The sequence below is a fragment of the Streptomyces sp. NPDC028314 genome, from assembly GCF_055565795.1.
Genome location: NZ_JBVHTP010000015.1, coordinates 189,443 through 216,306 on the forward strand (window position 1 = coordinate 189,443; position 26,864 = coordinate 216,306).

The following is a 26,864-nucleotide window of genomic DNA, read 5'->3' on the forward strand; positions in this document are numbered from 1 at the left end:
GCCTCCGATCCTAGGCGTCCCCTCCGACAATTCCGGACGCCCGAGTGCGGCGGCCGGCCCGACAGGTCCCCGCCATCGCGCCGTCGGCGCCGCGCCCCGGCCGTGACAGGATCCAAGGAGTACGCGAAACGACGCAGCAGCGCCGCTGCGAAGCTCGAAGGGGAGCGACATGGCCACCAAGCCGCCCGCAGGTGATCCCGCACAGGACGCGCCGCAGGTCGCGCCCCCCAAGCGCGCCGCCGCCGGGCTGCCCGCCATCGGGCACACCCTGAAGATCGCCCAGCAGCAGATGGGGCTGGCCCGCACCGCGCGCACCCTCCTCAAGGTCAACCAGAAGGACGGCTTCGACTGCCCCGGCTGCGCCTGGCCCGAGGGAGACAAGCGGCACACGGCGGAGTTCTGCGAGAACGGCGCGAAGGCCGTCGCGGAGGAGGCCACGCTGCGCCGGGTCACCCCGGAGTTCTTCGCCGCGCACCCGATCGCCGACCTGGCGGAGCGCTCCGGCTACTGGCTGGGCCAGCAGGGCCGGATCACCGAGCCGATGCTGCTGCGCGAAGGCGGCGACCGCTACGAGCCGGTCAGCTGGGAGCAGGCCTTCGCGGTCATCGCGCAGGAGCTGACCGCCCTCGGCTCCCCCGACGAGGCCCTCTTCTACACCTCCGGCCGCACCAGCAACGAGGCCGCGTTCCTCTTCCAGCTCTTCGCCCGCGAGTTCGGCACCAACAACCTGCCCGACTGCTCCAACATGTGCCACGAGTCCTCGGGCTCCGCACTGAACGAGACCATCGGCATCGGCAAGGGGAGCGTCTCCCTCGAAGACCTCCACCAGGCCGACCTGATCATCGTCGCCGGGCAGAACCCGGGCACCAACCATCCGCGCATGCTCTCCGCACTGGAGCAGGCCAAGTCCGCCGGCGCGAAGATCATCTCGGTCAATCCGCTGCCCGAGGCCGGGATGGAGCGGTTCAAGAACCCGCAGACCCCGCTCGGCATGCTCAAGGGCACCGCCCTCAACGACCTCTTCCTCCAGATCCGCATCGGCGGCGACCAGGCCCTCTTCCGCCTCCTGAACCGACTCGTCCTGGAAGCGGACGGCGCCACGGACGAGGCGTTCATCCGCGAGCACACCCACGGGTACGAGGAGTTCGCGGCCACCGCCAGGAAGGCCGACTGGGACGAGACCCTCACCGCCACCGGACTCACCCGCCCCGAGATCGAACGCGCCCTGGCCATGATCCTCGCCTCGAAGCGCACCATCGTCTGCTGGGCCATGGGCCTCACCCAGCACAAGCACTCCGTCGCCACCATCCGCGAAGTCGTCAACCTGCTCCTGCTGCGCGGCAACATCGGCCGCCCCGGCGCCGGCGTCTGCCCCGTCCGCGGCCACTCCAACGTCCAGGGCGACCGCACCATGGGCATCTTCGAGCGGCCCGCGCCGGCCTTCCTCGACGCCCTCGACCGCGAGTTCGGCATCACCTCGCCGAGGCACCACGGCTTCGACGTGGTCCGCTCCATCCAGGCCCTGCGCGACGGCGAGGCCAAGGTCCTCTTCGCCATGGGCGGCAACTTCGTCGGCGCCACCCCCGACACCCACGTCACCGAGGCGGCGATCCGCCGCGCCTCCCTGACCGTCCACGTCTCCACCAAGCTCAACCGCTCCCACGCGGTCACCGGCCGGCGCGCCCTGATCCTGCCCACCCTGGGACGTACCGACAAGGACGTACAGGCCTCCGGCAGGCAGTTCGTCACCGTGGAGGACTCCATGGGCATGGTGCACGCCTCCCGCGGCAACCTCGCCCCCGCCTCCCCCCACCTGCTGTCCGAGCCCGCCATCGTGGCCCGCATGGCCCGCGCCGTCCTCGGCACGGCCTCCGCCACCCCCTGGGAGGAGTTCGAGAAGGACTACGCCGCCATCCGCGACCGCATCGCCCGCGTCGTCCCCGGCTTCGAGGACTTCAACGCCCGCGCCGCCCGCCCCGGCGGGTTCCGGCTGCCGCACGCCCCGCGCGACGAGCGCCGCTTCCCCACCAAGACCGGCAAGGCCAACTTCACCGCCGCACCCGTGGAGTACCCCCGCGTCCCCGCGGGGCGGCTGCTGCTGCAGACCCTGCGCAGCCACGACCAGTACAACACCACGATCTACGGCCTCGACGACCGCTACCGCGGCATCACCGGCGGCCGCCGCGTGGTCATGGTCAACCCGCTCGACGCCGCCGAGCTCGGCCTGGCCGACGGCGCCCGCACCGACCTCGTCAGCGAGTGGACGGACGGCGTGGAGCGCCGCGCCCCCGGCTTCCGCGTCGTCCACTACCCGACCGCCCGCGGCTGCGCGGCCGCCTACTACCCCGAGACGAACGTCCTGGTGCCCCTGGACTCCACCGCGGACACCAGCAACACCCCCGCGAGCAAGTCCGTCGTCGTGCGCTTCGAACCGGCCTGATAGAACGACCTCAGGACAAGATGGTTAACGAACGTTGATACACGAACGGAGCCGGCCCATGGGCGAGCAGCACGCTGTGAAGTTCCCGCAGGAGGTCCTCGACGAGTACGCGGCCATGGGCATCGACCTGCCCTCGCTCTTCTCGGCGGGCCACCTCGGCGAACGCATGGACATCCGCATCCTGGAAGCCTCGGCCGACAAGGTCGTCGCCACCATGCCCGTCGAGGGCAACACCCAGCCCTACGGACTCCTGCACGGCGGCGCCTCCGCCGTCCTCGCCGAGACCCTCGGCTCCATCGGCGCGATGATGCACGGCGGCATCAACAAGATCGCCGTCGGCGTCGACCTGAACTGCACCCACCACCGCGGCGTCCGCTCCGGCCTGGTCACCGGCGTCGCCACCCCCGTCCACAAGGGCCGCAGCACCACCACCTTCGAGATCGTCATCACCGACGAGCAGGACAAGCGCGTCTGCACCGCCCGCCTCACCTGCCTGCTGCGCGACACGAACTCGTAACAGCCGTTCCGATACCAGCCGTTGTGCACTCCCCGGCGCCGGTCTAGCGTTCCCCGCATGGGATCCGGACCGGCGCCGCGGCACGCCGCGGCCGCATGGGCGACGGCGGCGCTCCTGACCACCGCCCTCCTCGCCCGCACGGGCGCAGCGGGCACCGCGAAAGGCCCCCCGCCCGCCGACGGCACGGCCGGCCGGCGCCGCGCGGAGCGCCACCGCCGCCACACCCCGACCGACGGCCCCCGGCGATGAGCGGCGGAATCGGCCCGCTCGAGCCCGGCGAGGGCACCGCCGGCCACGACACCCCGCGCGCGGAGCGCCGTACGCCCGCCGCCGTCCGCTGGGCCCGCGCCCGCTACCGGCGCCGCCGCCGGGCCGTGCTCCTGCTGACGGGCCTGACCTGCGCGGCCGCCGCGACCGCGACCGCCGTCCAGCTGTACGCGGACCGGCCGCGGCCGGCGCCCCACGTACCCCCCGCGCCCTCACAGGGCGTCGCCCTCACCTACCTCGAACCGGCCGAGCCGCCGCCCCCCGGAGTTGCCTTCGCGTTCACTGTCCGTGTGCGCAACGCCCCCGGCCTGCCCGTGGCGGTGGAGCGGATCGGGCAGCCGTCGCGGGCCCTGACCCTCACCGTTCAGCCAAATCTGCCCGTCACCGTCGACGGCGGTGGAGTCGTTGAGGTTCTCTTGAGGGTTCAGGTCACCGACTGCGTGCATGTGGCACGGAATTCCGGGCTCCCTTTTCTGGAAGTAACCCTCAGTAATGGATTTCAGAAAGAGGATCACAGTTACATCCCGGGTGACCGATATGCCAGGGATCTTTCCACCGCTCTGACCAGGGCCTGTCCCGAACAACGAGACACGGCCACCCCCGCCCCGTCATGAGCAAAACCCCCCAGACGCCTGGAGCGACAGGACTTAAACCCCCTGACGGTCCTGCGCCATCTCACCATGCGGACAAGACGAAACGGCTGGAATTCCCCCGTTCCACCCGCAGAGATCCGCTATGCATTACGCCGTGGCATAACAAGAGCGTCACATCATTGGCCCAAGCCCTCCATAACCTCCGAAGACCCGCTTAGAGTCACGGCCAGTCACCGCGACCACCGGATTCCTTTCAGTTCGGTTCCCCGCGTTCGACACGGTGCGTCCCACGGGGGACGCAGTGCCAGGAAAGGACTGATCGTGCGTCAGCGTTCTCTCATTGCCGTGACCGCCGCGCTCGCCGCGGGCGCCCTCACCCTCACCGCCTGCGGCTCCCGCGACGACAAGGGCGGTGACACCGCCGGCAGCGGCGACACCACGGTCGTCATCGGCGTCGACGCGCCGCTCACCGGCGACCTGTCCGCCCTCGGCCTCGGCATCAAGAACTCGGCCGACCTCGCGGCCAAGCAGGCCAACGAGAAGAAGTACGTCAAGGGCATCACCTTCAAGGTCGAAGCCCTCGACGACCAGGCCCAGGCCTCCTCCGGCCAGCAGAACGCCACCAAGCTCACCGCCAACAAGGACGTCCTCGGCGTCGTCGGCCCGCTGAACTCCTCGGTCTCCGAGTCCATGCAGAAGGTCTTCGACGACGCCAAGCTGGCCCAGATCTCCCCGGCCAACACCAGCCCGTCCCTGACCCAGGGCCCCAAGTGGGCCGAGGGCCAGAAGACCCGCACCTACAAGAGCTACTTCCGCACCGCCACCACGGACGCCATCCAGGGCCCGTTCGCGGCGCAGTACCTCTTCAACAAGGCGGGCAAGAAGAAGGTCTTCATCATCGATGACAAGAAGACCTACGGCTCCGGCCTCGCCGGCACCTTCAAGGGCGAGTTCACCAAGCTCGGCGGCGCCGTCGCCGGCGAAGGCCACATCGACCCCGAGTCCAAGGACTTCTCGGCGATCGTGACCCAGGTCAAGAGCTCCGGCGCCGACGTCGTCTACTACGGCGGCGAGTACCCCGCAGCCGGCCCGCTCAGCAAGCAGATCAAGGCCTCCGGCGCCAACATCCCGCTCGTCGGCGGCGACGGCATCTACGACAAGAAGTACGTCGAGCTCGCCGGCGACGGCGCCACCGGCGACTTCGCCACCTCCGTCGGCGCACCCGTCGAGAGCCTGCCCTCCGCCAAGGAATTCGTCGCCAACTACACCAAGGCCGGATACAAGGACCCGTTCGCGGCATACGGCGGCTACTCCTACGACTCCGCCTGGGCCGTCATCGAGGCCGTCAAGAAGGTCGTCGACGCCAACAACGGCAAGCTCCCCTCCGACGCCCGCGCCAAGGTCCTCGAAGCCGTCCAGGGCGTCTCCTTCGACGGCGTGACCGGCAAGGTCTCCTTCGACGAGTTCGGCGACGCCACCAACAAGCAGCTCACCGTCTACAAGGTCGACGGCGGCGAGTGGAAGTCCGTCGAGTCCGGCACCTACGGCGGCTGACCCACCCGCTAGCCCCCTAGATCGCTAGCCCTCACCCCTCACCTGCCGCGCGGGGCGCGCAACACAAGCGCCCCGCGCGGTGTCACATCCGTCGAAAGACTCGGAGGACCTGCGGTGCACGAACTGCCGCAACAGCTGGTCAACGGCCTGCTACTGGGATCCATGTACGGGCTCGTCGCCATCGGCTACACGATGGTCTATGGCATTGTCCAGCTCATCAACTTCGCCCACGGCGAGATCTTCATGACCGGCGGATTCGGAGCCCTCACGGTCTGGCTCATGCTCCCCGGCGGCACCACCATGTGGGTCGCCCTGCCGCTCATGATCATCGGTGCGATCATCATCGCCACCCTCATAGCCGTCGGAGCCGAACGCTTCGCCTACCGGCCACTGCGAAGCGCCCCCCGCCTCGCACCGCTCATCACCGCCATCGGCCTCTCCATCGTCCTCCAGCAGGCGGTATGGGCCTGGTACCCCGACGCGAAGTCCTCCCGGGTCTTCCCTGAAATCCCCGGCGGCCCCTTCCACCTCGGCAGCATCACCATCCAGACCGGTGACGTCTTCCTGCTGATCGCCGCCCCCGTCTCCATGGCCTTCCTCGGCTTCTTCGTCAAGAAGACCCGCACCGGCCGCGGCATGCAGGCCACCGCCCAGGACCCCGACACCGCCAAGCTCATGGGCATCAACACCGACCGCATCATCACGGTCGCCTTCGCCCTCGGCGCGGCCTTCGCCGCCGTCGGAGCCGTCGCCTACGGCCTCAAGTACGGCGAGATCAACTACCGCATGGGCTTCATCCTGGGCCTCAAGGCCTTCACCGCAGCCGTCCTCGGCGGCATCGGGAACATCTACGGCGCCATGATCGGCGGCCTGGTCCTCGGCCTCGCCGAGACCCTCACCACCGCCTACATCGCCGACGTCCCCGGCATGAGCCAGCTCGGCGGCCAGTCCTGGGGCAACACCTGGGCGTTCGTACTCCTCATCCTCGTGCTCCTCTTCCGGCCCCAGGGCCTGCTGGGTGAGCGCGTGGCGGACAGGGCGTGAGAACCATGACGACTACCACCACAGACACCGCCGCACCCAAGACGGCAACCAGCCGAACGGGAATCACCTTCCCCGAGAAGACGGCCCGCGCCCTCGCCACCGCAGGCGGCGCCCTCACCGTCATCTCCTGCTTCCTCGCCTGGACCTGGACCGCCGCCTTCCCCGGCAACCTCACCGTCTACGGATACCCCGGCGGACTCCAGTGGCTCGTCCTCGTCGGCGGCGCCCTCACCACCCTCTTCGGCCTCTCCTCCTACGGCATCAAGGGCCTGCGCTGGCTCACCCCCGCCGGAGCCGACGCCGCCATCAAACTCTCCGCCCTCGGCACCCTCCTCACGGTGGCCTACACCGCCTGGGCGATCAGCAACACCCTCGGCGGCCTCATCAACCTGGAGCCCGGCGGCTTCATCGCCCTCGTCACCTCCGCCGCCGCCTACATCGGCGCCCGCTCCCTCCCCTTCGAACGCCCCGCAGTCGAACTCGCGGACCCCGAAGACACCTGGTGGGAGCAGACCAAGCACAACATCTCCAACAGCTGGACCGTCACCAAGGCCGCCCACGCCAGCGGCACCCCCAAGCCGGCCCGCGAACTCCCGGCCTACGCCGAGATCCTCCTCATCACCGCACTCCTCGCCGTCGCCCTGGGCGTCTTCACCTACGGCGTCACCACCCCGTACCAGGAACTCTTCATCGGCTTCCTGATCCTGGCCGGCTTCGGCTTCACCGCCCTCAACAAAGCCGGCCTCGTCTCCCGCTTCACCGCCCTCACCAACAAGCACCGCAACGTCGCCCTCATCGGCGCCTTCGTCGCGGCCGCCGCCTTCCCCCTCACCCAGACCGACGACCAGTACGCGACCCTCGGCGTCAACATCCTCATCTTCGCCACCGTCGCCCTCGGCCTCAACATCGTCGTCGGCCTCACCGGCCTCCTCGACCTCGGCTACGTCGCCTTCCTCGGCGTCGGCGCCTACACCGCAGCCCTGGTCTCCGGCTCCCCCAACTCCCCCTTCGGAGTGCACTTCCCCTTCTGGGCCGCCATCCTCCTCGGCGCCGCAGCATCCATGGTCTTCGGCGTCCTCATCGGCGCCCCCACCCTGCGCCTGCGCGGCGACTACCTCGCCATCGTCACCCTGGGCTTCGGAGAAATCTTCCGAATCTCCATGAACAACCTCGACGGCGTCTCCGGCCCCGACCTCACCAACGGCCCCAACGGCATCGCCGGCGTCCCCAACGTCGACCTCTTCGGATTCGACTTCGGCGCCACCCACACCATCGCAGGAATCGCCGTCGGCCGATTCGCCAACTACTTCCTGCTGATGCTCCTGGTCACCCTCATCGTGATCATGGTCTTCCGCCGCAGCGCCGAATCCCGCATCGGCCGCGCCTGGGTCGCCATCCGCGAAGACGAAACCGCCGCCGAAGCCATGGGCATCAACGGCTTCCGCGTCAAACTCATCGCCTTCGCCCTCGGCGCCACCCTCGCCGGCCTCGCCGGAGCCGTACAAGCCCACGTGAACTACACCGTCACCCCGGACCAGTACGTCTTCGCCAACGCCGTCCCCCCGAACTCCGCCTTCCTCCTCGCCGCAGTCGTCCTCGGCGGCATGGGCACCATCTCCGGCCCCCTCGTCGGCGGCGCCCTCCTCTTCATGATCCCCAACAAGCTCCAGTTCCTCGGCGAATACCAGCTCCTCGTCTTCGGCATCGCGCTCGTCATCCTCATGCGCCTGCGCCCCGAAGGCCTCATCCCCAACCGGCGCAACCAGCTCGAACTCCACAAGGACCTCGAAGCGCCCACAGTCCTCGGCAAGACAGGGGCCTGATCCATGACCACCACCACGACCGAGACGGTCACCGAGACGGTCCTCGACGCCCGCGGCGTCACGATGCGCTTCGGCGGCCTCACCGCCGTCAAGAACGTCGACCTGACCGTACGCAGCGGCGAGATCGTCGGACTCATCGGCCCCAACGGCGCCGGCAAGACCACCTTCTTCAACTGCCTCACCGGCCTCTACATCCCCACCGAGGGCGAAGTCCGCTACAAGGGCACGGTCCTGCCCCCCAAGTCCTACAAGGTCACCGCGGCCGGCATCGCCCGCACCTTCCAGAACATCCGTCTCTTCAACAACATGACGGTCCTGGAAAACGTCCTCGTAGGCCGCCACACCCGCACCAAAGAAGGCCTCTGGTCCGCCCTCCTGCGCCTCCCCTCCTTCGGCCGCGCCGAAGAAGCCAGCCGCGCACGAGCCATGGAACTCCTCGAGTTCATCGGCCTCGACCACAAAGCCGAACACCTCGCCCGCAACCTCCCCTACGGCGAACAGCGCAAGCTCGAAATCGCCCGCGCCCTCGCCAGCGACCCCGGCCTCATCCTCCTCGACGAGCCCACCGCCGGCATGAACCCGCAAGAAACCCGCGCCGCCGAAGAACTCATCTTCGCCATCCGGGACAAGGGCATCGCCGTCCTCGTCATCGAGCACGACATGCGCTTCATCTTCAACCTCTGCGACCGCGTCGCCTGCCTCGTCCAGGGCGAAAAGCTCATCGAAGGCACCGCCGCCGAAGTCCAGGGCGACGAACGCGTCATCGCCGCCTACCTCGGCGAACCCTTCGAAGGCGCCCCCGGCGCCGAAGAAATCGCGGAGGTCGAAGCCGCCGAGGCGCACAGCACCACCAGCACGGACGGAGAAGCCAAGTGACCGCCCTCCTCGAGGTCGAGGACCTCCGCGTCGCCTACGGCAAGATCGAAGCCGTCAAGGGCATCTCCTTCTCCGTCGAAGCCGGCCAGATCGTCACCCTGATCGGCACCAACGGCGCCGGAAAAACCACCACCCTGCGCACCCTCTCCGGCCTGATCAAACCGCGCGGCGGCCAGATCAAGTTCGAGGGAAAGTCCCTCAAGAAGGTCCAGGCACACGACATCGTCGCGCTCGGGCTCGCCCACTCCCCCGAGGGGCGGCACATCTTCCCGCGCATGACCATCGAGGACAACCTCCTCCTCGGCGCCTACCTCAAGAACGACAAGGTCGGCATCCAGCAGGACATCGACCGCGCCTACGACCTCTTCCCCATCCTGGGAGAGCGCCGCAAGCAGGCCGCCGGCACCCTCTCCGGCGGCGAACAGCAGATGCTCGCCATGGGCCGCGCGCTCATGTGCCGCCCGAAACTGCTCATGCTCGACGAGCCCTCCATGGGCCTCTCCCCGATCATGATGCAGAAGATCATGGCCACGATCGCCGAACTCAAGGCGGCCGGCACCACGATCCTGCTCGTCGAGCAGAACGCCCAGGCCGCACTGTCCCTGGCCGACCAGGGCCACGTCATGGAGATCGGCAAGATCGTCCTGTCCGGCCCCGGCCGCGAACTCCTCGTCAACGAGGACGTCCGCAAGGCCTACCTCGGCGAGGACTGACCCCCGCCGTACGAACGCACTGAGGCCCGCCACCGGAATCCGGTGGCGGGCCTCAGCACATCGCAGGAACCTACTTGCCCGCGCCCTGCTTCTTCTCCTCGGCGTCCTCGATGACCGCCTCCGCAACCTGCTGCATCGACATCCGCCGGTCCATCGACGTCTTCTGGATCCACCGGAACGCCGCCGGCTCCGTCAGCCCGTACTGCGTCTGCAGAATGCTCTTGGCCCGGTCCACCAGCTTCCGCGTCTCCAGCCGCAGCGACAGGTCCGCGACCTCCTTCTCCAACGCGCGCAGCTCCGCGAAACGCGACACCGCCATCTCGATGGCCGGAACCACATCGCTCTTGCTGAACGGCTTCACCAGGTACGCCATCGCACCCGCGTCACGAGCCCGCTCGACCAGGTCGCGCTGCGAGAACGCCGTCAGCATCAGGACCGGGGCGATGGACTCCTCGGCGATCTTCTCCGCCGCGGAGATCCCGTCGAGGACCGGCATCTTCACATCGAGGATCACCAGATCGGGGCGGTGCTCACGGGCCAGCTCCACGGCCGTCTGACCGTCGCCGGCCTCCCCGACCACGGAGTACCCCTCCTCTTCGAGCATCTCTTTCAGGTCCAGGCGGATGAGCGCCTCGTCCTCGGCGATGACGACGCGGGTCGTCAGCGGCGGAACGTGCGACTGGTCGGCGTCGGGCGTGGGCGTCGACTCGTGCTCGGCGGTCACGGGGGCTCCTTGTTGCAAGGTGATTCAGCTCCCCCGAGCCTACCTAGCTCCTGTATGTTTGTGACACGGAGGGTCTTCTGTATCCTTCGTTTCGAAGGGGCCCCGGTAGCCCAGCGGCAGAGGCCATGGATTCAAAACCCATTCAGCGTCGGTTCGAATCCGACCCGGGGCACTTCTCCTTCGATTTAAAGGCCGTCGGGCGAGTTAAGCGATCTTCACTCGTCCCGGTGAACGAATCTTCGAATTACGGCCAAGCGGACGAATAGCGATGAAGCTCCTGAGCGTGGAGCACAATCCTGCGATTCGCGAAGAAGCCGTCCTGCTGTTGCGCCGGGGCATGACCAACCGGGCCGTAGCCGAGCGTCTCGATGTCCCGCGCGGGACCGTCGGCTGGTGGCGGTACGAAGACCGCAGACACCGGGGCGAGACCTACGTGCCGCCGACCGACTGCCCGATATGCACCGGCCGGGAATTCGACCGCATCGCGTACGCCTACCTGCTCGGCCTCTATCTCGGTGACGGGCACATCATCTCGAAGACCAAACAGCACCACCTGTCCATCTTCTGCGACGCTTCATGGAGCGGCCTCGTCGATGCGGCCGAGGAGGCCATGCGGCGCGTGATGCCACTCCCCCGAGCCAGTCGGCGGCTCAGGGGAGGGTGCGTGGAGGTCAAGTCCTACACATGGCACTGGACGTGCATGTTCCCGCAGCACGGGCCCGGGAAGAAGCATGAGCGGCGCATCGCCCTCGAAGGCTGGCAGCAGGAGATCGTCGACGCGCACCCCTGGGACTTCATCCGGGGGCTGATCCACTCCGACGGGTGTCGGATCACCAACTGGACCGTCCGGAACGGCAAGCGGTACGAGTACCCGCGCTACTTCTTCACCAACAAGTCCGATGACATCCGTCGGCTCTGTACGGACACGCTCGCCAAGGTCGGCGTCGAGTGGACCGTTCTCGCCCGGGGCAGTGATCCATTCAACGTGTCCGTCGCCCGCAAGGCCTCCGTCGCGCTGATGGACGCGCACATCGGGCCGAAGTACTAGGCCGTTTCGTCAAAGTCGCGTCTGAACCGCCGCCCACGCCGTGGTGAAGAACGTGGTGAGTACGGGTGCGAGGGCGTGCGGGTCGACGTTGTGGTTCTGGCCGGGGAAGGTGTGGAGGGTGTAGTTGTCTCCGTGGGAGGCGAGTTCCTTCGCCGCGTTGGCCATGTAGGTCTCGCCCGTGTCGCCGTGACCGACGAGTACCGGGATGGTCACACCGGCCCAGCGATCGGTGGGCAGCGGGCGGCCTGACATGAAGTCGGCCATGAGCAGGCCGTCATAGGGGAGGGTGCGGGCAGCGGCTTCCCACGCCGCCCAGACAGGAGTGTGCCGCATTCCGTCTATGGCTGCCGGAGGCATGGCCAGGCCATCTGTCAGGAAGTAGGTGAGGGCTGCCGTGGTGTCTCCTCGCGCGATCAGGGCCTTGAGGCGGTCGACGTAGTCGGCCGGCAGGGGTGCGCGGGTCCCGTCAACGATGAACGGCGGTTCGTACAGGGCGAGGGCGCAGACCGCGCTGCCCCTGGCCACGGCTTCCAGGGCCAGAACGGCTCCGGAGGACATCCCGAAGAGCAGCACCGGCCTGCCCGCACGCTCGATCAGAGCGTCGAGGTCGTCGATTTCTCGCTGCACGCTGTAGGGCGAATGGTCGCCGCTGTCGCCGCGTCCTCTGCGGTCGTAGTGGTAGACGGTGAAGTTCCGGGACAGCAGGGAGGCGAGGGGTGTGTGCCGTGCCCGGGTCATCAACGTACCGCCGACGAGGATCACCGCGGGGCCCGTCTCCCCGTGCCTCTCGTAGGCCATGGGCGTGCCGTCGGACGAGACCACCGTGAGCATGCTGTTTCCCCCGTGTTGCTGCTGTCATGCCCGACTGGCGTTCTCTCGACGTTGAACTGTCGTCGGTTTAAGGGTAGTTGGGGGCTTGAGCCTCCCTCCGAAGGTTACGGCCGGCGCACTCCGAGGTGATCTTGTGCGGATGAACGAGATCACGAGGTGTCCATCTGGCCGAAGCGCCACACGGCTCCCAGCTTCAGGCCGGGCAGGCGCGACGGCTCTTAGGACGGCAGGTCTCCGTCGCCTCCGAGGTTGGCGACCATGCGGCGCAGGACGTCGATGGTGGCGGCGTAGGCGGCGGTGTCGATGCCCTCGCGCATGCGTGCGTGGACGGCGGCGTTGCGGGTGTGGGCGCGTAGGCGGGCGGCTTCGCCTTCGACGGTGAGGGTCAGGGCGCCGGCGGCTTCGGTGAGCCAGCCTCGTGCGGTGAGGTCGTCGTAGACGGCTTCGAAGTCGGTGTTCTGGTCGTCGTAGGGGGCGAGTTTGGCGGTGAGGGCGGGGCGTTGCCAGGTGGCGGGGGCGGCTGCGATGTGGTTGAGGGTCCACCAGTGGGGTTGGGTGAGGTTTTCTTGGGCGAGGGCTGTGCGGATGCTGCCGATGGCGAGGTTGGCGGTTTCGCGGGTCCAGTAGCCGATGGGCTGGGCGGCGAGCTGGTTCTGGGGGTAGTTCTTGATCGTCATGTGGTGGAGCGTAGGACCTCGAGTTTGGTTGAGGTCAAGGGGTGGCGGTGACCGCGTCGGGTCGGGCCCGACGCGGTGTTTCGTAGGCGTGCGTGTGGGGTGGTGGTGGGGGTCAGCGGACGGGGTCGCCGATGTGGTGGACGCGGACGAGGTTGGTGGATCCGGTGACGCCGGGGGGTGAGCCGGCGGTGATGACGACGATGTCGCCGGGGACGCAGCGGCCGATGCGCAGGAGTTCTTCTTCGACTTGGGCGACCATGGCGTCGGTGGATTCGACGTGGGGTCCGAGGAAGGTTTCGACGCCCCAGGTGAGGTTGAGTTGGGAGCGGGTGGCGGGGTCGGGGGTGAAGGCGAGGAGGGGGATGGGTGAGCGGTAGCGGGAGAGTCGGCGGACGGTGTCGCCGCTCTGGGTGAAGGCGACGAGGAATTTGGCGCCGAGGAAGTCGCCCATTTCGGCGGCTGCGCGGGCGACGGCGCCGCCTTGGGTGCGGGGTTTGTTGCGGTCGGTGAGGGGTGGGAGGCCCTTGGTGAGGATGTCTTCTTCGGCGGCTTCGACGATGCGGGCCATGGTGGCGACGGTTTCGATGGGGTATTTGCCGACGCTGGTTTCGCCGGAGAGCATGACGGCGTCGGTGCCGTCGATGATGGCGTTGGCGACGTCGGAGGCTTCGGCGCGGGTGGGTCGGGAGTTTTCGATCATCGAGTCGAGCATTTGGGTGGCGACGATGACGGGTTTGGCGTTGCGCTTGGCGAGTTTGACGGCGCGCTTTTGGACGATGGGGACTTGTTCGAGGGGCATTTCGACGCCGAGGTCGCCTCGGGCGACCATGATTCCGTCGAAGGCGGCGACGATGTCGTCGATGTTCTCGACTGCCTGGGGCTTTTCGATCTTGGCGATGACGGGGAGGCGTCGGCCTTCTTCGTCCATGATGCGGTGGACGTCTTCGATGTCGCGGCCGCTGCGGACGAAGGAGAGGGCGATGACGTCGGCGCCGGTGCGCAGGGCCCAGCGGAGGTCTTCGATGTCCTTGTCGGAGAGGGCGGGGACGGAGACGGCTACTCCGGGGAGGTTGAGTCCTTTGTGGTCGGAGACCATGCCGCCTTCGATGACGAGGGTGTGGACGCGGGGGCCGTCGACTTGGGTGACTTCGAGGGTGACGCGGCCGTCGTCGACGAGGATGCGTTCGCCGATGGTGACGTCGGTGGCGAGGCCTTTGTAGGTGGTGCCGCAGGTGTGGCGGTCGCCTGGGTGGTCTTCGACGGTGATGGTGAATTCGTCGCCGCGTTCAAGGAGTACGGGTCCTTCGAGGAAGCGGCCGAGGCGGATCTTCGGGCCTTGAAGGTCTGCGAGGATGCCGACGCTGTGGCCGGTTTCGTCGGAGGCTTTGCGTACTCGCTGGTAGCGGTCCTCGTGTTCGGCGTAGGTGCCGTGGCTGAGGTTGAGGCGGGCGATGTCCATTCCGGCTTCGACCAGGGCTTTGATCTGGTCGTATGAGTCGGTGGCGGGGCCCAGGGTACATACGATTTTCGCTCGGCGCATGGGGTGAGCGTATGCCCCTACCAGGCAGTAGGAAATTGGTTCCGGGTGTCCGCTCAACGACCTTTGGGCGAAAGCTTGTTGACAATTGTTGAATGTGCATGGGGGTGCTCTGATGAGCACCCCCGGGGCGCTGTTCGTGTTCGCTTTTCGATCAGTTCGGGGGGCTGATCGTGCGGTGGTGGCGGATGCCGGGGCGGCCGTCGAGGGTGAGGCTCCGTACGGGCCTGAAGCCGTTGTGTACGAGGACGGCGGTGGACGCCGGGTTGTCGAGGGTGGTGTCGGCGGTGAGGGCGGTCAGCCCGTAGGGGTCGGCGGCGAGCCGGCAGATCTCCGCGACGGCGGCGGTCGCCAGTCCCCGGCCGGCGGCACGTTCACCGATTCGGTAGCCGAGTTCGGCGGCGGTGTCCTTGACGTCGACGAGGTTGACGCGGCCGAGCACCTCGCCGCGGCTGCTGACCAGGAGGTGGAAGTGGCACAGACCGGTGTCCTGCTCGGTGAGCAGGGCCCGGTGGCGGGCGGCGAATTCGGTGAAGTAGGTGTCGCCGCGGTCGGGGATGCTGCGGGCGAAGTAGGCCCGGTTCTCCCGTTCGAATTCCAGGAGGGGGGCCGCGTGGTCGGCGCGGAGGCGTTCCAGGCTCCAGTCGTCCGCGGGGTGCGTGTTCAGAGCTGGGGAGGGGTCATGGTGAAGCGGGCGTTCACCTGGGCGTAGACGGTCTGGCGCTGGGGTTCGAGGTCGAGGGGCGGGGCGGCGGCGTCTTCGGTGGAGGCGAAGGCCATGGTGCGCATGCCGCTGCCGGCGGGCTGGAAGGGGGCGGCGTTCTCGGCGCCGAGGTCGGCGAGTTCGACGAGGGCGGCGAGGGAGGCGCCGAGGGCTTCGGCGTATTCGCGGGCGCGCTGGACGGCTTCGAGTACGGCTTGGCGGCGGGCTTCGCCGTGGGCGGGTGAGGTGGGGCGCAGGGCCCACCAGGGGCCGTCGACGTGGGTGAGTTCGAGGTCGGCGAGGCGGGTGGTGAGTTCGCCGAGGGCGGTGAAGTCGTTGAGTTCGGCGGTGATGTTGACGCGGCCGTGGTAGGCGCGGATGCGTTCGCCGCGGCCGTGGCGGGTGAGTTCGGGGGTGATGGAGAAGGCGCCGGTTTCGAGTTTTTCGACGGGGTCGCCGTAGCTCTTGATGAGGTCGAGTACGGCGTTGTTGCGGCGGGTGAGGTCTTCGAGTGCGGTGCGGCGGTCGGTGCCGCGGGCGCTGACGGTGATGCCGATGCGGGCGATTTCGGGGTCGACTTCGATGCGGGATTCGCCGCGGACGGCGACGCGGGGTACTTCGGGGGTTCCGTAGGGCTGGTGTGCGGTGTCTTGGGTCATGGTTTCACTGTCGCACTGTCGTGCGGGGTGTGGTGGTGAGGGCGGGGTGGTTCGCGGCGGGTGTCCGTGTGTGCGGGCTGTGTGGTGGTGGCCCCCGCCGCGTCGGGTTCGGCGGGGCGGGGGCGGCTGTTCGGGCTGGGGGGCGGGTCAGCCGGTGGGGGTGGTCAGGGGGTGGGGTGGTCAGGGGGCGGGGCGGTCAGGGGGTGGGGGTGGTCCATTTCTGGTTGGGGGTTCCGCCGCAGGTCCAGATCTGGAGGCGGGTGGTGTTGGCGGGGTTGTTGCCGGTCACGTCGAGGCATTTGTTCGCCTGTGGGTTGACGATGTCGTGTGCCGGGGTGAGGGTCCAGCGTTGCGCGGCGGAGCCGTTGCAGTCGTAGAGCTGGACGGGTGTGCCGTCGGTGGTGGCGCCGTTGGTGACGTCGAGGCATTTGCCGAGGGCGCGCAGTGTGCCGTCGGGGCCCGCGGTCCATTGCTGGGCGGGGGTGCCGTTGCAGTCGTAGAGCTGGACGGGTGTGCCGTTGGCGGGGTTGGCGCCTGCGACGTCCGCGCATTTGCCGGCGAGGCCGGTGATGGGGCCGGTGGGGCCGGGGGCGGTGGTGGAGGTGGTGACGCGTACGTGGTCGATGACGAGTTGCTGGGGGAAGGTGGTGGTGGCGTCGGGGTCGCCGGGCCAGTAGCCGCCGACGGCGAGGTTGAGGATGAGGAAGAAGGGTTTGTTGAAGGCCCAGGTGCGGCCGCCGAGGTCGGCGGGGGTGCGGCGTTGGTAGACGGTGCCGTCGACGGACCAGGTGATGGAGTCGGGGGCCCAGTCGACGGCGAAGGTGTGGAAGGCGTCGGCGAAGGCCTGGCCGCCGGGGAGGGTGTAGGGGGCTCCGATGCCGCCTGAGCCGGAGTATCCGGGTCCGTGGAGGGTGCCGTGGATGGTGGAGGGTTCGAAGCCGACGTTTTCCATGATGTCGATTTCGCCGGAGGCGGGCCAGCCGACTTGGCCGATGTCGTTGCCGAGCATCCAGAAGGCGGGCCACATGCCTTGTCCGCGGGGGACTTTGAGTCTGGTTTCGATGTGTCCGTAGGTCTGGGTGAAGCGGCCGGCGGTGTTGAGGCGGGCGGAGGTGTATTCGCAGCGTCCGTACCAGCAGGTGTAGTTGGCGGGGTTTTCGCGGCGGGCGGTGATGACGAGGTGGCCTTGGCCGTCGAGGGCGGCGTTGCGGTTGCCCGGCGTGTAGTACTGCCGTTCGTGGTTGTTGACGTTGTCGCCGGTCTCGGTCTGCCATCTGGTGGGGTCGGCGGCTGCTCCGGCGGGTCCGTCGAACTCGTCGGTGAAGCCGGCGGCGGCTGCGGCGGGTCGGGTGGTGGCGTCGGGTTGGGCGGCGTTGGTGTGCGGGGCGGTGAGGCCGCTCCAGCAGAGGAGGGCGAGTGCGCATAAGGCGGTGCGGTGGCGCCAGGTGGTGCGCAGGGTCATCGGATCACATCACTTCATGTGGGGGGGCATGCCCATGACAAGTCGGGGGATGGGGGCAGCCGGGGGCGAGCGCGTGGGGGCACTTGCCCGGCGCCTTAGTTCAACACTTGATTGAAGGCTCATGAGGTCGGGCGCGTCAAGACGCGCGCGCCGGCCGTGCGGCTCGGTGGTCACCGGATCGAAACCTGGCAGGGGTGTTGCGGCTTGTTACCCGTGGGTCAGAATCTACGCGCGTTGTTCACGCCTCAAAAGGGGAGATGGCATGGCGTTCGACCGCAGGACATTTCTGGGGACTTCGGCTGCGACGGGTGCGGCAGTGGCGCTGACGGGGGCCACGAGCACCCCGGCCGCCGCCCAGCAGCCCGCGAAGGGGCCGGGTCCGCGGACGTACTCGTTCACGGTGATGGGTACGACCGATCTGCACGGGAATGTCTTCAACTGGGACTATTTCACGGACAAGGAGTTCGACGACAAGCAGCACAACGACGTCGGCCTGGCCAAGATCTCGACGCTGGTGAACCAGGTGCGGGCCGAGAAGGGCCGGCGCAACACGCTGCTGATCGATGCCGGTGACACGATCCAGGGCACACAGCTGTCGTACTACTACGCCAAGGTGGACCCGATCACGGCGCGCCGGGGTCCGGTGCATCCGATGGCGCAGGCGATGAACGCGATCGGGTACGACGCGGCGGCGCTGGGCAACCACGAGTTCAACTACGGCATTCCCGTGCTGCGCAAGTTCGAGGAGCAGTGCGACTTCCCGCTGCTGGGGGCGAACGCGCTGGACGCGAAGACGCTGCGGCCGGCGTTCGCGCCGTACAGCATGCACCGGCTGCGGACCCCGCACGGGCGGGACGTGAAGGTGGCGGTGCTGGGGCTGACGAACCCGGGCATCGCGATCTGGGACAAGGCGAACGTGCAGGGGAAGATGACGTTCCCGGGGCTGGAGGAGCAGGCGGCGAAGTACGTGCCGAAGCTGCGCTCGATGGGCGCCGATGTGGTGATCGTGTCGGCGCATTCGGGTTCCAGCGGTACGTCGAGCTACGGGGACCAGCTGCCGCACATCGAGAACGCGGCGGGTCTGGTGGCGGAGCAGGTGCCGGGGATCGACGCGATCCTGGTGGGGCACGCGCACACGGAGATCCCGGAGTACCGGGTGAAGAACAAGGCGACCGGCAAGGACGTGGTGCTGTCGGAGCCGCTGAAGTGGGGGCAGCGGCTGACGCTGTTCGACTTCGAGCTGACCTGGGACAAGGGCTGCTGGTCGGTGGCGAGGGTTTCGGCGAAGGTGCTGAACTCGAACGCGGTGGCCGAGGACCCGAAGATCACCCGGTTGCTGTCGGACGAGCACCGCAAGGTCGTCGCGTACGTGAACCAGGTGATCGGGACGTCGAGGCAGGCGATGTCCTCGGCGGACGGTCCGTTCAAGGACGTGCCGATCATCGACCTGATCAACCATGTGCAGGCGGAGACGGTCAAGGCCGCTCTGGCGGGTACGGAGTGGGCGGCGCTGCCGGTGCTGTCGCAGGCCTCGTGCTTCTCGCGGACGGCGGCGATCCCGGCCGGGCAGGTGACGATCAAGGATGCGGCGGGTCTGTACCCGTTCGAGAACACGCTGGAGGCGCGGCTGCTGACGGGCGCCCAGCTGAAGGACTACCTGGAGTACTCGGCGCGGTATTACGTGCAGACGGCGCCGGGGGCGCCGGTGGATCCGGCGAAGCTGACGAACGCCGAGAGCATTCCGGACTACAACTACGACGCGGTGTACGGGCTGACGTACGACGTCGACATCGCGCAGCCGGTGGGGTCGCGGATCACGGGGCTGTCCTTCCAGGGGAAGGCGGTGGATCCTGCGGCGCGGTTCGTGTTCGCGGTGAACAACTACCGTGCGTCGGGGGGCGGGAACTTCCCGCACGTTCCGCAGGCCAGGCAGCTGTGGGCGAACTCGGACGAGATCCGCAACGTGATCATCCAGTGGGTGAAGGCGAAGGGGACGGTGGATCCGGCGCAGTTCGCCTCGGTGGACTGGCGTCTGACGCGGGCCGGGGTGCCGGTGTTCTAGGCACCTGTGGGCCCGCGCGGGGCCGGGGTCCGCGGCGGCGGGTCCCGGCCCCGTCCGGGTTTCAGGGGGCGGTGCGGACGAGGTGGGCCGGGACGGCGGCGTCGAGGGCGGCGACGAGTCGCTGTCGCCGCGCTGGTCGCGGGGGGGGGCGGGCGCGTCAGGGGTGTTCGACCAGGGGGAGGAGTTCGCCTGCGGGGTGGGGGCGGGTGTGTTCGCGCTGGTCGAGGCCGAAGGTGGTGAAGGCGGTGCGGGCGGGCTGGGGGTAGGGCTCTTTGCCGGTGAGGGTGTTGAGGATGGCGGCGCTGCGCCAGGCGGCGAGGCCGAGGTCGGGGGTTCCGACGCCGTGGGTGTGGCGTTCGCCGTTCTGGACGTAGATGCTGCCGGTGATGCTGGGGTCGAGGATCATCCGGTAGTGGTCGTCGATGCGGGGGCGGCCGGAGGAGTCCTTGCGCAGGTAGGGGTCGAGGCCTGCGAGGAGGCTGGTGAGGGGGCGTTCGCGGTAGCCGGTGGCGAGGATCACGGCGTCGGTGGTGAGGCGGGAGCGGGTGCTCTGCTGGGTGTGTTCGAGGTGGAGTTCGACCTTGGTGGTGGCGACGCGGCCGGCGGTGCGGACGGTGACTCCGGGGGTGAGGACGGTGTCGGGCCAGCCTCCGCCGAGGGTGCGGCGGTAGAGCTCTTCGTGGATGGCGGCGATGGTGGCGGCGTCGATGCCCTTGTGGAGTTGCCATTGGGCGGGGACGAGCTGGTCGCGGACGGGTTCGGGGAGGGCGTGGAAGTAGCGGGTGTAGTCGGGGGTGAAGTGTTCGAGGCCGAGCTTGGAGTACTCCATGGGGGCGAAGGAGGGGGTGCGGGCGAGCCAGGTGAGGCGTTCGCGGCCGGCGGGGCGGGCGCGTAGGAGGTCGAGGAAGACTTCGGCGCCCGACTGGCCGGAGCCGATGACGGTGACGTGTTCGGCGCCGAGGATGCGCCGGCGGTTGTCGAGGTACTCGGAGGAGTGGATGACGGGGACGGTGGGGGCTTCGGCGAGGGGGCGCAGGGGTTCGGGGACGAAGGGGGCGGTGCCGATGCCGAGGGCGAGGTTGCGGGTGTGGGTGCGACCGAGGGCTTCGGCTTCGCCGTCGGCGTCGAGTTGGGTGAAGTCGACTTCGAAGAGGTCGCGTTCGTGGTTCCAGCGGACGGCGTCGACGTGGTGGCCGAAGTGGAGTCCGGGGAGGCGGCCGGCGACCCAGCGGCAGTAGGCGTCGTATTCGGCGCGTTGGATGTGGAACTGCTCGGCGAAGTAGAAGGGGAAGAGCCGTTCCTTGTGCTTGAGGTAGTTGAGGAAGCTCCAGGGGCTCGCGGGGTCGGCGAGGGTGACGAGGTCGGCGAGGAAGGGGACCTGGAGGGTGGCGCCGTCGATGAGGAGTCCGGGGTGCCAGCGGAAGTCTCTGCGCTGGTCGTAGAACGCGGTGGCGAGTTCGCCGGTTCCCTGGTGCGGGAGGCCGTGGGCGAGGGCCGCGAGGGAGAGGTTGAAGGGGCCGATGCCGATGCCGACGAGGTCATGGGGTGCATCGAGCTGGGAGGTCATCGGTGGGTGCTGCCTTCCAGGAGGGTGACAAGGGCTTGCAGGTCCCCCGCCGTGGTGTGGGGGTTGAGCAGGGTGGCTTTGAGCCAGAGGCGGCCGTCGGCGGTGGCGCGGCCGAGTACGGCGGTGCCGCCGTGCAGGTGGGTGCGGCGCAGGGCTGCGAGCCGGTCGTCGTCCGTGGGGGTGGGCCGGAAGAGGACGGTGCTGATGGTGGGGTGCGCGTGGAGTTCGAAGCGGGGGTGCGCGTCGAGGAGTTCGGCGAGGTGATGGGCTGCGGCGCAGGTCTGGTCGATGAGCCGGGCGAGGCCGTCGCGGCCGAGTGAGCGCAGGGTGGCGGCGATCTTGAGGGCGTCGGGGCGGCGGGTGGTGCGCAGGGAGCGGCCGAGGAGGTCGGGGAGGCCCGCTTCGGTGTCGTCGGTGGCGTTGAGGTAGTCGGCCTGGTGGGTGAGGGGGGCCAGCAGGCGGGTGTCGGGGACGGCGAGGAGGCCTGCGGCTACTGGTTGCCAGCCGAGTTTGTGCAGGTCGAGGGTGAGGGAGTGGGCGCGGGAGAGGCCGGCGAGTTTGTGGCGGTGGTGGGGGCTGAGGGCGAGGAGACCGCCGTAGGCGGCGTCGATGTGGAGTTCGGCTCCGTGCTGGTCGCAGAGGTCCGCGATGGGTTCGAGGGGGTCGATGAGGCCGGCGTCGGTGGTGCCTGCTGTGGCGGTGACGAGGACGGGGCCGGTGGTGTGGGTGAGGGCTTCGGCGAGGCGGGCGGGGTCGAGGGTGCCCGCGGGGGTGGGGAGGGTGCGGGTGGGGGGCAGGCCGAGGAGCCAGGCGGAGCGGGGGACGGAGTGGTGGGCGTTGGCTCCGTGGAGGACGGTGAGGCCGGGGCCGTGGCGTTCGCGGGCGAGGAGCAGGGCGAGCTGGTTGGCTTCGGTGCCGCCGGTGGTGACGAGGGCGTCGGCGCGGGGGGTGTCGTAGAGCTCGGCGGCGAGGGTGCGGGTGAGGAGGGCTTCGATCGCGGAGGCGGCGGGGGCCTGGTCCCAGGAGTCCAGCGAGGGGTTGAGGGCGCTGGCGGCGAGGTCGGCGGCGGCCGCGACGGCGAGCGGCGGGCAGTGCAGGTGGGCGGCGCACAGGGGGTGGGCCGGGTCGGCCGAGCCGGCGGCGAGGGTGTGGACGAGGGTGTGGAGCGCTTCGTGGTCGCCGGTGCCGTGGGCGGGGAGTACGTCGCCCAGTGCGGCTCGGACGCGGGCGGTGACGGTGTCGGGGCCGCCGGCGGGGAGGGGGCCGCCGCGTTCGGCGGTTCCGCTGCGCAGGGCGTCGAGGACGGTGTCGAGGAGGGGCCGCAGGGCGTCGGCGCCGCCGGGGCCGCCGGCGAGCGGGGGCGTCGGGGGCGGGGTGCCGGGCGGCGTGGGCATGCGGTGTCCTTAGCGGAGGCTGGGCGGGGACAGCCTGGTCCCCGCCCAGCACAACGATCAGACCCGAATGGGGTAACCGCCGGGGTTTGTCCGATTGCCCGGTCTCGGCCGGGTGTTCGGGGCCGTCGGCCGGTCAGGCCTGTCGGCCGTTTTCGCGGACCCGCAGGGCGCGCGCGAGGTCGTCGAGCTGGTCGACGAGGGTGCGCCGCAGCAGCGGGATGATCTCGGGGTCCTCCAGGCAGGCGTGGCCGGCCCGCAGGTTGTCCTCGTCGACGGCGTGGCCGGGGAAGGCCCACCGGCCGGCGGTCTGGCCGATGGCGGGGCCGCGGCGGGCGCCGAGGGCTACGGCTTCGGGGTAGTAGCGCGGCACGTAGTCCCGTACGAGTTCTTCCTGCTCGGGCTGCCAGAAGCCGGAGGCGGTGGCCTTGAACAGGTAGTTGGACAGGGTGTCGTCGTGGAACATGCGCTGCCAGGCCGTGGCCTTGGCCTCGGGGGTGGGGAGGGCCGCGCGGCAGCGGGCGGCGCCTTCCTCGCCGGTGGCGCTGGGGTCGGCGGCGAGGGCGGCGTCGATCTCGGTCTCCCCGACGGCGCCGAGTACGGCGAGCCGGGCGAGGATCCGCCAGCGCAGTGCGGGGTCGAGTTCGGGGCCGCCGGGGACGGTGCCCTCGTCGAGCCAGGCGGCGAGGGTTGCGGGCCCCTCGGCGCTGTCGATGCGGACGCGGACGGCGGCCAGGCGCAGCCCGGGGTTGGAGCCGTCGTCGGTGCGGCGCAGCAGGGCCTCGGCGATGGAGGTGATGGTGGCGAGGGCGGCGGGGCGGTGTTCGGGGGTGGTGTAGGAGGCGGCGATGTGGCTGGCGGCGAAGGCGAGGACGCCCTGGACGATGGCGAGGTCGGGCTCGGCGGGCAGGTGGGCCTCGGCGGTCGCGAGGTAGGCCTGGGGTTCGAGTTCGCCGTCGCGGACCATGTCGCGCAGGGAGTTCCAGACGACGGCGCGGGTGAGGGGGTCGGGGATGGCCGAGAGGGAGCGCCGGGCGGTTTCGACGGAGTCGGCGTCGAGGCGGATCTTGGCGTAGCCGAGGTCCTGGTCGTTGAGGACGAGCAGGGCGGGGCGGGGGCCTGCGGCGGAGAGGACTTCGCTGGTGGGGAGGTCCAGTGCGAGGTGTTCGCGCAGTTCCAAGGCGCCGGCGCCGGCCTGGTCGTGGTCGTAGAGGCCGACGGTGATGTGGTGGGGGCGGCTGCCGTCGCGGTCGACGGTGAGGGTCCAGCCGTCGGTGTTCTCCTCGATGCGGGGGGTGAGGGTGTCGGTGCCGGTGGTGCGCAGCCAGATGTCGGCCCAGGCGTGGACGTCGCGTTCGGTGTGGGCGGCGAGGGAGTCCACGAAGTCGGCGAGGGAGGCGTTGGCGAACTTGTGGCGGGCGAAGTGGGTGTTGATGCCGGCCAGGAAGTCCTTCTCGCCGAGCCAGGCGACGAGCTGGCGCAGGGCGGAGGCGCCCTTGGCGTAGGAGATGCCGTCGAAGTTGAGGAGGGCCGAGGCGGTGTCGGGGACGGCTTCGGGGGCGGGTGCGACGGGGTGGGTGGAGGGGCGCTGGTCGGCGTCGTAGCCCCAGGGCTTGCGTTCCATGCCGAATTCGGTCCAGGTGCCGGTGAAGCGGGTGGCTTCGGTGAGGGTCTGGTAGCCCATGTATTCGGCGAAGGATTCGTTGAGCCAGATGTCGTCGAACCAGGCGAGGGTGACGAGGTCCCCGAACCACATGTGGGCCATCTCGTGGGCGATGACCATGGCGCGGCGCTGGCGTTCGGTGTCGGTGACGGCGGAGCGGAAGATGAATTCGTCGCGGAAGGTGACCAGGCCCGGGTTCTCCATGGCGCCGGCGTTGAACTCGGGTACGAAGGCCTGGTCGTAGGAGTCGAAGGGGTAGGGCTCGGAGAACTTCTCGTGGTAGCGGTCGAAGCAGTCGGTGGTGATGGAGAGGATCTCGTCGGCGTCGCGGTCGAGGTGGGGGGCGAGGGACTGCCGGCAGTGCAGGGCGAAGGGCAGTCCGGCGTGCTCGGTGCGGACGCTGTGCCAGGGGCCTGCGGCGATGGCGGCGAGGTAGGTGGAGATCACCGGGGTGGGGGCGGAGGTCCAGGTGCCGGCGCCGTCGGAGGGGCGGTCGGGGCCGCGGGTGGTGATGCCGTTGGCGAGGACGGTCCAGTGCGCGGGGGCGGTGACGGTGAACTCGAAGACGGCCTTCAGGTCGGGCTGGTCGAAGGCGGGGAAGACCCGCTGGACGTCGTCCAGGAACATCTGGGAGTAGACGTACGTCTGCGCGTCCGCGGGGTCGGTGAAGCGGTGCAGTCCCTCGCCGGTGCGGGAGTAGCGCATGCGGGTGTCGATGCGCAGCTCGTGGGGGCCTTGGGTGAGTGCGGTGAGCGGGAGGCGGTCGTCCGCGAGGGTGGCGGGGTCCAGGGGGTGTCCGTCGAGCTCGACGGAGCGCAGTTCGTCCGGTTTGAGCTCCAGGAAGGTGTCACCGGCGGTGCGGGCGCTGAACCGGATGACGGTGGCGGAGTCGAAGGTCTCGTCGCCGGTGGTGAGGTCGAGGGTGACGGCGTAGTGGTGGACGTCGAGGAGCTGGGCTCGGAGCTGCGCTTCGTTGCGCGTCAGTGCGGACATGGGGCCCATGCTGCCTGATCGGCGGGACGGGCCCCAGGGGGTGTCCTGCCGGTCGGCCGGGCACCCCGTGGGCTCTATTCCTCGCCCGCGGCGATCGTCTCGTGGTGGCGGATGACCTCGGCGATGATGAAGTTGAGGAGCTTCTCCGCGAAGGCCGGGTCGAGTTTGGCGTTCTCCGCGAGCTGGCGCAGCCGGGCGATCTGGCTGGCCTCGCGGGTGGGGTCGGCCGGGGGCAGCTGGTGGCGGGCCTTGAGGTGGCCGACCTGCTGGGTGCATTTGAAGCGCTCGGCGAGCATGTGGACCACGGCCGCGTCGATGTTGTCGATGCTGTCCCTGAGGCGGGCCAGTTCGGCGGTGACGTTCTCGTCGACCTCGTCGATGTCGCTGTTGTTCATGGTTCCCGAGAATACGTGGCGGACGCGGCGGGTTCCTCGGCCAGTCGGTCTGTGAGACGCAGGTCCCACGGGAGCCGGTGGGGGCCGTGTCAGAGCGGCAGGATCGCGGTGACGAGCCAGCCGCCGTCGGGGGCGGGTCCGGCGGTGAGGGAGCCGCCGAGGGCCTCGGCGCGTTCGGCCATTCCGGCGAGGCCGTATCCGCCGCCCCGGGCGTTCTCGGAGAGCCGGGCGGGGTGGCCGCCGTCGTCCGCGATCCGTACTTCGAGGCCTGCGGGGACGGTGCGCAGGCCGATGCGGACGGCGGTGGCGGTCGCGGCGTGCTTGCCGATGTTGGTGAGGGCTTCGAGGACGATGCGGTGTGCGGTGGCGGCGACGTCGCCGGGGAGGCGGGTTTCGAGGCCTTCCTCGATGGAGAGGGCCACGGGCGGGCCGGTGACGGCGAAGCGTTCGGTGAGTCCGCGGATGTCGGCGAGGCCGGCGACGGGGGCGGTTTCGGCGGCGGTGCCGGCGCCGCCGTCGGCCTGGTCCTCGCGGAGGATCTTGACGAGGCGGCGCATGGAGCCGAGGGCTTCGTCCCCGGCGGTCTCGATGCGGCCGAAGATCTCGGCGGCGCGTTCGGCGGAGACCTTGGTGAAGCGGGCGGCGCGGGCCTCGACGACGATGCCGGTCACGTGGTGGGCGACGAGGTCGTGGAGTTCGCGGGCCAGCTCCAGGCGTTCCGCGGTGCGGACGGCGCGCAGCTCGCGCACGCGCTGGACGGACTGCAGGCGCAGGAGGAGGGAGTACGCGCCGACGACGACGGCGAGGACGGAGAAGAGGAGGGTGAACCGGCCGGGGTCGGTGTCGCGGACGGGGACGGCCATGCAGCCGAGGCCGAGGAGGGGGCCGAGGACGGCGGCGGTGCGGGCGGGGGCGCGGAGCAGGACCTGGGAGAGGAGGACGAGGAGGGCGATGGCTTCGCCGCCGCCCCAGACGACGAGGGGGTGGTTGCCGAAGATCAGGAGGAGGGTGACGGTCCAGGTGGTGGCGGCGGCGAACCAGGCGCGGGTGAGGAGGGGGATGGCCGGCCAGGGCGCCGCGCTGAGGCAGACGAGGATGCCGGAGATCCATACGGCGGCGTGCGGGAGGCTGGGCTGGCGGGCCAGGACGACGCCTTCGAAGGTGACGAGGGCGAGGAGGAGCAGGGAGAGCAGGAGCCGGATCCAGTCGGCCGCGTGCGGGTGGCGGCGGGCCCACGAGGCGAGCGGGCTCATGATCCGGCGCCGCCGGTACGCGGGCTCGTGCGCGGTGCCGCGAGCCGGGGCCGGACCGCGAGCCGGGGGCGA

Annotated in this window: 23 protein-coding genes and 1 tRNA gene; 11 read left to right on the forward strand and 13 right to left on the reverse strand. The window is 69.6% G+C overall.

The annotated features are described in order from the left end of the window. Nucleotides 1-169: 169 nt before the first annotated feature. The 3 genes from ACZ4TG_RS30575 to ACZ4TG_RS30585 are packed head-to-tail and all read left to right on the forward strand — an operon-like array spanning nucleotide 170 to nucleotide 3,206. Nucleotides 170-2,440, forward strand: a complete 2,271-nt coding sequence (locus ACZ4TG_RS30575) for an FdhF/YdeP family oxidoreductase (RefSeq protein WP_468168787.1) — start codon at nucleotides 170-172, stop codon at nucleotides 2,438-2,440. Nucleotides 2,441-2,498: 58 nt separating this feature from the next. Further along, nucleotides 2,499-2,957, forward strand: coding sequence for a PaaI family thioesterase (locus ACZ4TG_RS30580; RefSeq protein WP_468168790.1), 459 nt, complete (start codon nucleotides 2,499-2,501; stop codon nucleotides 2,955-2,957). A 57-nt stretch (nucleotides 2,958-3,014) separates the two neighbouring features. Further along, on the forward strand, nucleotides 3,015-3,206 hold the full coding sequence (locus ACZ4TG_RS30585) for a hypothetical protein (RefSeq protein WP_468168793.1): 192 nt from the start codon (nucleotides 3,015-3,017) through the stop codon (nucleotides 3,204-3,206). A gap of 230 nt (nucleotides 3,207-3,436) precedes the next feature. On the opposite strand, the gene ACZ4TG_RS30590 is transcribed toward ACZ4TG_RS30585, so the two are convergent. Next, entirely contained in the window at nucleotides 3,437-3,739 is a 303-nt protein-coding gene (locus ACZ4TG_RS30590) for a hypothetical protein (RefSeq protein ID WP_468168796.1), read from the reverse strand. 399 nt (nucleotides 3,740-4,138) lie between these two features. On the opposite strand from ACZ4TG_RS30590, the gene ACZ4TG_RS30595 reads away from it, so the two are divergent. The 5 genes from ACZ4TG_RS30595 (at nucleotide 4,139) to ACZ4TG_RS30615 (ending at nucleotide 9,827) form a co-directional block, all read left to right on the forward strand. Then, nucleotides 4,139-5,371, forward strand: coding sequence for a branched-chain amino acid ABC transporter substrate-binding protein (locus ACZ4TG_RS30595; RefSeq protein ID WP_468168799.1), 1,233 nt, complete (start codon nucleotides 4,139-4,141; stop codon nucleotides 5,369-5,371). Nucleotides 5,372-5,485: 114 nt separating this feature from the next. Then, nucleotides 5,486-6,415, forward strand: coding sequence for a branched-chain amino acid ABC transporter permease (locus tag ACZ4TG_RS30600; RefSeq protein WP_468168802.1), 930 nt, complete (start codon nucleotides 5,486-5,488; stop codon nucleotides 6,413-6,415). Between the two features lie 5 nt (nucleotides 6,416-6,420). Further along, nucleotides 6,421-8,238 (forward strand): branched-chain amino acid ABC transporter permease, encoded by a 1,818-nt coding sequence (locus ACZ4TG_RS30605; protein ID WP_468168805.1) that lies wholly within the window; start codon nucleotides 6,421-6,423, stop codon nucleotides 8,236-8,238. Nucleotides 8,239-8,241: 3 nt separating this feature from the next. Then, a complete protein-coding gene (locus tag ACZ4TG_RS30610; protein ID WP_468168808.1) occupies nucleotides 8,242-9,114 on the forward strand; it encodes an ABC transporter ATP-binding protein in 873 nt (290 codons plus the stop codon). Then, nucleotides 9,111-9,827, forward strand: a complete 717-nt coding sequence (locus ACZ4TG_RS30615) for an ABC transporter ATP-binding protein (RefSeq protein ID WP_468168811.1) — start codon at nucleotides 9,111-9,113, stop codon at nucleotides 9,825-9,827. Before ACZ4TG_RS30610 ends, ACZ4TG_RS30615 begins: the two co-directional genes overlap by 4 nt. Nucleotides 9,828-9,897: 70 nt before the next feature. Here the strand turns inward: ACZ4TG_RS30615 and ACZ4TG_RS30620 are convergent, their stop codons facing one another. After that, nucleotides 9,898-10,551, reverse strand: coding sequence for an ANTAR domain-containing response regulator (locus ACZ4TG_RS30620; protein ID WP_468168814.1), 654 nt, complete (start codon nucleotides 10,549-10,551; stop codon nucleotides 9,898-9,900). 99 nt (nucleotides 10,552-10,650) lie between these two features. On the opposite strand from ACZ4TG_RS30620, the gene ACZ4TG_RS30625 reads away from it, so the two are divergent. Beyond that, nucleotides 10,651-10,723, forward strand: a tRNA-Leu gene (locus ACZ4TG_RS30625). 96 nt (nucleotides 10,724-10,819) lie between these two features. Continuing rightward, nucleotides 10,820-11,599, forward strand: coding sequence for a helix-turn-helix domain-containing protein (locus ACZ4TG_RS30630; protein ID WP_468168817.1), 780 nt, complete (start codon nucleotides 10,820-10,822; stop codon nucleotides 11,597-11,599). A 9-nt stretch (nucleotides 11,600-11,608) separates the two neighbouring features. Here the strand turns inward: ACZ4TG_RS30630 and ACZ4TG_RS30635 are convergent, their stop codons facing one another. The 6 genes from ACZ4TG_RS30635 to ACZ4TG_RS30660 all read right to left on the reverse strand — a co-directional run bounded on the left by ACZ4TG_RS30635 (nucleotide 11,609) and on the right by ACZ4TG_RS30660 (nucleotide 17,468). Further along, nucleotides 11,609-12,430, reverse strand: coding sequence for an alpha/beta fold hydrolase (locus ACZ4TG_RS30635; RefSeq protein ID WP_468168820.1), 822 nt, complete (start codon nucleotides 12,428-12,430; stop codon nucleotides 11,609-11,611). 218 nt (nucleotides 12,431-12,648) lie between these two features. Next, nucleotides 12,649-13,107 (reverse strand): MarR family transcriptional regulator, encoded by a 459-nt coding sequence (locus tag ACZ4TG_RS30640; protein WP_468168823.1) that lies wholly within the window; start codon nucleotides 13,105-13,107, stop codon nucleotides 12,649-12,651. 112 nt (nucleotides 13,108-13,219) lie between these two features. Then, nucleotides 13,220-14,647, reverse strand: coding sequence for a pyruvate kinase (gene pyk, locus ACZ4TG_RS30645; RefSeq protein WP_468168826.1), 1,428 nt, complete (start codon nucleotides 14,645-14,647; stop codon nucleotides 13,220-13,222). Nucleotides 14,648-14,798: 151 nt separating this feature from the next. Next, complete coding sequence (locus ACZ4TG_RS30650) at nucleotides 14,799-15,311, reverse strand: GNAT family N-acetyltransferase (protein WP_468168906.1); 513 nt, start codon at nucleotides 15,309-15,311, stop codon at nucleotides 14,799-14,801. Next, nucleotides 15,308-16,006, reverse strand: a complete 699-nt coding sequence (locus ACZ4TG_RS30655; RefSeq protein WP_468168829.1) for an SIMPL domain-containing protein — start codon at nucleotides 16,004-16,006, stop codon at nucleotides 15,308-15,310. Before ACZ4TG_RS30655 ends, ACZ4TG_RS30650 begins: the two co-directional genes overlap by 4 nt. Nucleotides 16,007-16,202: 196 nt before the next feature. Then, nucleotides 16,203-17,468: a ricin-type beta-trefoil lectin domain protein gene (locus ACZ4TG_RS30660; RefSeq protein ID WP_468168832.1), complete on the reverse strand. Its 1,266-nt coding sequence runs from the start codon at nucleotides 17,466-17,468 to the stop codon at nucleotides 16,203-16,205. A 262-nt stretch (nucleotides 17,469-17,730) separates the two neighbouring features. On the opposite strand from ACZ4TG_RS30660, the gene ACZ4TG_RS30665 reads away from it, so the two are divergent. Beyond that, the gene (locus ACZ4TG_RS30665) at nucleotides 17,731-19,530 is read left to right on the forward strand and encodes a 5'-nucleotidase C-terminal domain-containing protein (protein ID WP_468168835.1); all 1,800 of its coding nucleotides are present in this window, start codon (nucleotides 17,731-17,733) and stop codon (nucleotides 19,528-19,530) included. A 157-nt stretch (nucleotides 19,531-19,687) separates the two neighbouring features. On the opposite strand, the gene ACZ4TG_RS30670 is transcribed toward ACZ4TG_RS30665, so the two are convergent. The 5 genes from ACZ4TG_RS30670 to ACZ4TG_RS30690 form a co-directional block, all read right to left on the reverse strand. Next, nucleotides 19,688-21,097 carry a lysine N(6)-hydroxylase/L-ornithine N(5)-oxygenase family protein gene (locus tag ACZ4TG_RS30670; RefSeq protein ID WP_468168838.1) on the reverse strand — a complete coding sequence of 470 codons (1,410 nt, stop codon included), beginning with the start codon at nucleotides 21,095-21,097 and terminating at the stop codon, nucleotides 19,688-19,690. Next, nucleotides 21,094-22,491 carry a pyridoxal phosphate-dependent decarboxylase family protein gene (locus ACZ4TG_RS30675; RefSeq protein WP_468168841.1) on the reverse strand — a complete coding sequence of 466 codons (1,398 nt, stop codon included), beginning with the start codon at nucleotides 22,489-22,491 and terminating at the stop codon, nucleotides 21,094-21,096. The genes ACZ4TG_RS30670 and ACZ4TG_RS30675 overlap by 4 nt, the downstream gene beginning before the upstream one ends. Before the next feature lie 133 nt (nucleotides 22,492-22,624). Further along, entirely contained in the window at nucleotides 22,625-25,144 is a 2,520-nt protein-coding gene (pepN, locus tag ACZ4TG_RS30680; protein ID WP_468168844.1) for an aminopeptidase N, read from the reverse strand. A 74-nt stretch (nucleotides 25,145-25,218) separates the two neighbouring features. Then, the gene (locus tag ACZ4TG_RS30685) at nucleotides 25,219-25,539 is read right to left on the reverse strand and encodes a chorismate mutase (protein ID WP_468168847.1); all 321 of its coding nucleotides are present in this window, start codon (nucleotides 25,537-25,539) and stop codon (nucleotides 25,219-25,221) included. 89 nt (nucleotides 25,540-25,628) lie between these two features. Beyond that, the gene (locus ACZ4TG_RS30690) at nucleotides 25,629-26,792 is read right to left on the reverse strand and encodes a sensor histidine kinase (RefSeq protein ID WP_468168850.1); all 1,164 of its coding nucleotides are present in this window, start codon (nucleotides 26,790-26,792) and stop codon (nucleotides 25,629-25,631) included. Between the last annotated feature and the right edge of the window lie 72 nt (nucleotides 26,793-26,864).

Coding starts and splice junctions, on each gene's coding strand:
- ACZ4TG_RS30580 (WP_468168790.1), top strand. CDS start 2,499: ATGGGCGAGCAGCACGCTGTGAAGTTCCCGCAGGAGGTCCTCGACGAG.
- ACZ4TG_RS30630 (WP_468168817.1), top strand. CDS start 10,820: ATGAAGCTCCTGAGCGTGGAGCACAATCCTGCGATTCGCGAAGAAGCC.
- ACZ4TG_RS30670 (WP_468168838.1), bottom strand. CDS start 21,097: ATGACCTCCCAGCTCGATGCACCCCATGACCTCGTCGGCATCGGCATC.
- ACZ4TG_RS30665 (WP_468168835.1), top strand. CDS start 17,731: ATGGCGTTCGACCGCAGGACATTTCTGGGGACTTCGGCTGCGACGGGT.
- pepN (WP_468168844.1), bottom strand. CDS start 25,144: ATGTCCGCACTGACGCGCAACGAAGCGCAGCTCCGAGCCCAGCTCCTC.
- ACZ4TG_RS30605 (WP_468168805.1), top strand. CDS start 6,421: ATGACGACTACCACCACAGACACCGCCGCACCCAAGACGGCAACCAGC.
- ACZ4TG_RS30685 (WP_468168847.1), bottom strand. CDS start 25,539: ATGAACAACAGCGACATCGACGAGGTCGACGAGAACGTCACCGCCGAA.
- ACZ4TG_RS30675 (WP_468168841.1), bottom strand. CDS start 22,491: ATGCCCACGCCGCCCGGCACCCCGCCCCCGACGCCCCCGCTCGCCGGC.
- ACZ4TG_RS30610 (WP_468168808.1), top strand. CDS start 8,242: ATGACCACCACCACGACCGAGACGGTCACCGAGACGGTCCTCGACGCC.
- ACZ4TG_RS30660 (WP_468168832.1), bottom strand. CDS start 17,468: ATGACCCTGCGCACCACCTGGCGCCACCGCACCGCCTTATGCGCACTC.
- ACZ4TG_RS30585 (WP_468168793.1), top strand. CDS start 3,015: ATGGGATCCGGACCGGCGCCGCGGCACGCCGCGGCCGCATGGGCGACG.
- ACZ4TG_RS30655 (WP_468168829.1), bottom strand. CDS start 16,006: ATGACCCAAGACACCGCACACCAGCCCTACGGAACCCCCGAAGTACCC.
- ACZ4TG_RS30575 (WP_468168787.1), top strand. CDS start 170: ATGGCCACCAAGCCGCCCGCAGGTGATCCCGCACAGGACGCGCCGCAG.
- ACZ4TG_RS30640 (WP_468168823.1), bottom strand. CDS start 13,107: ATGACGATCAAGAACTACCCCCAGAACCAGCTCGCCGCCCAGCCCATC.
- ACZ4TG_RS30635 (WP_468168820.1), bottom strand. CDS start 12,430: ATGCTCACGGTGGTCTCGTCCGACGGCACGCCCATGGCCTACGAGAGG.
- pyk (WP_468168826.1), bottom strand. CDS start 14,647: ATGCGCCGAGCGAAAATCGTATGTACCCTGGGCCCCGCCACCGACTCA.
- ACZ4TG_RS30690 (WP_468168850.1), bottom strand. CDS start 26,792: ATGAGCCCGCTCGCCTCGTGGGCCCGCCGCCACCCGCACGCGGCCGAC.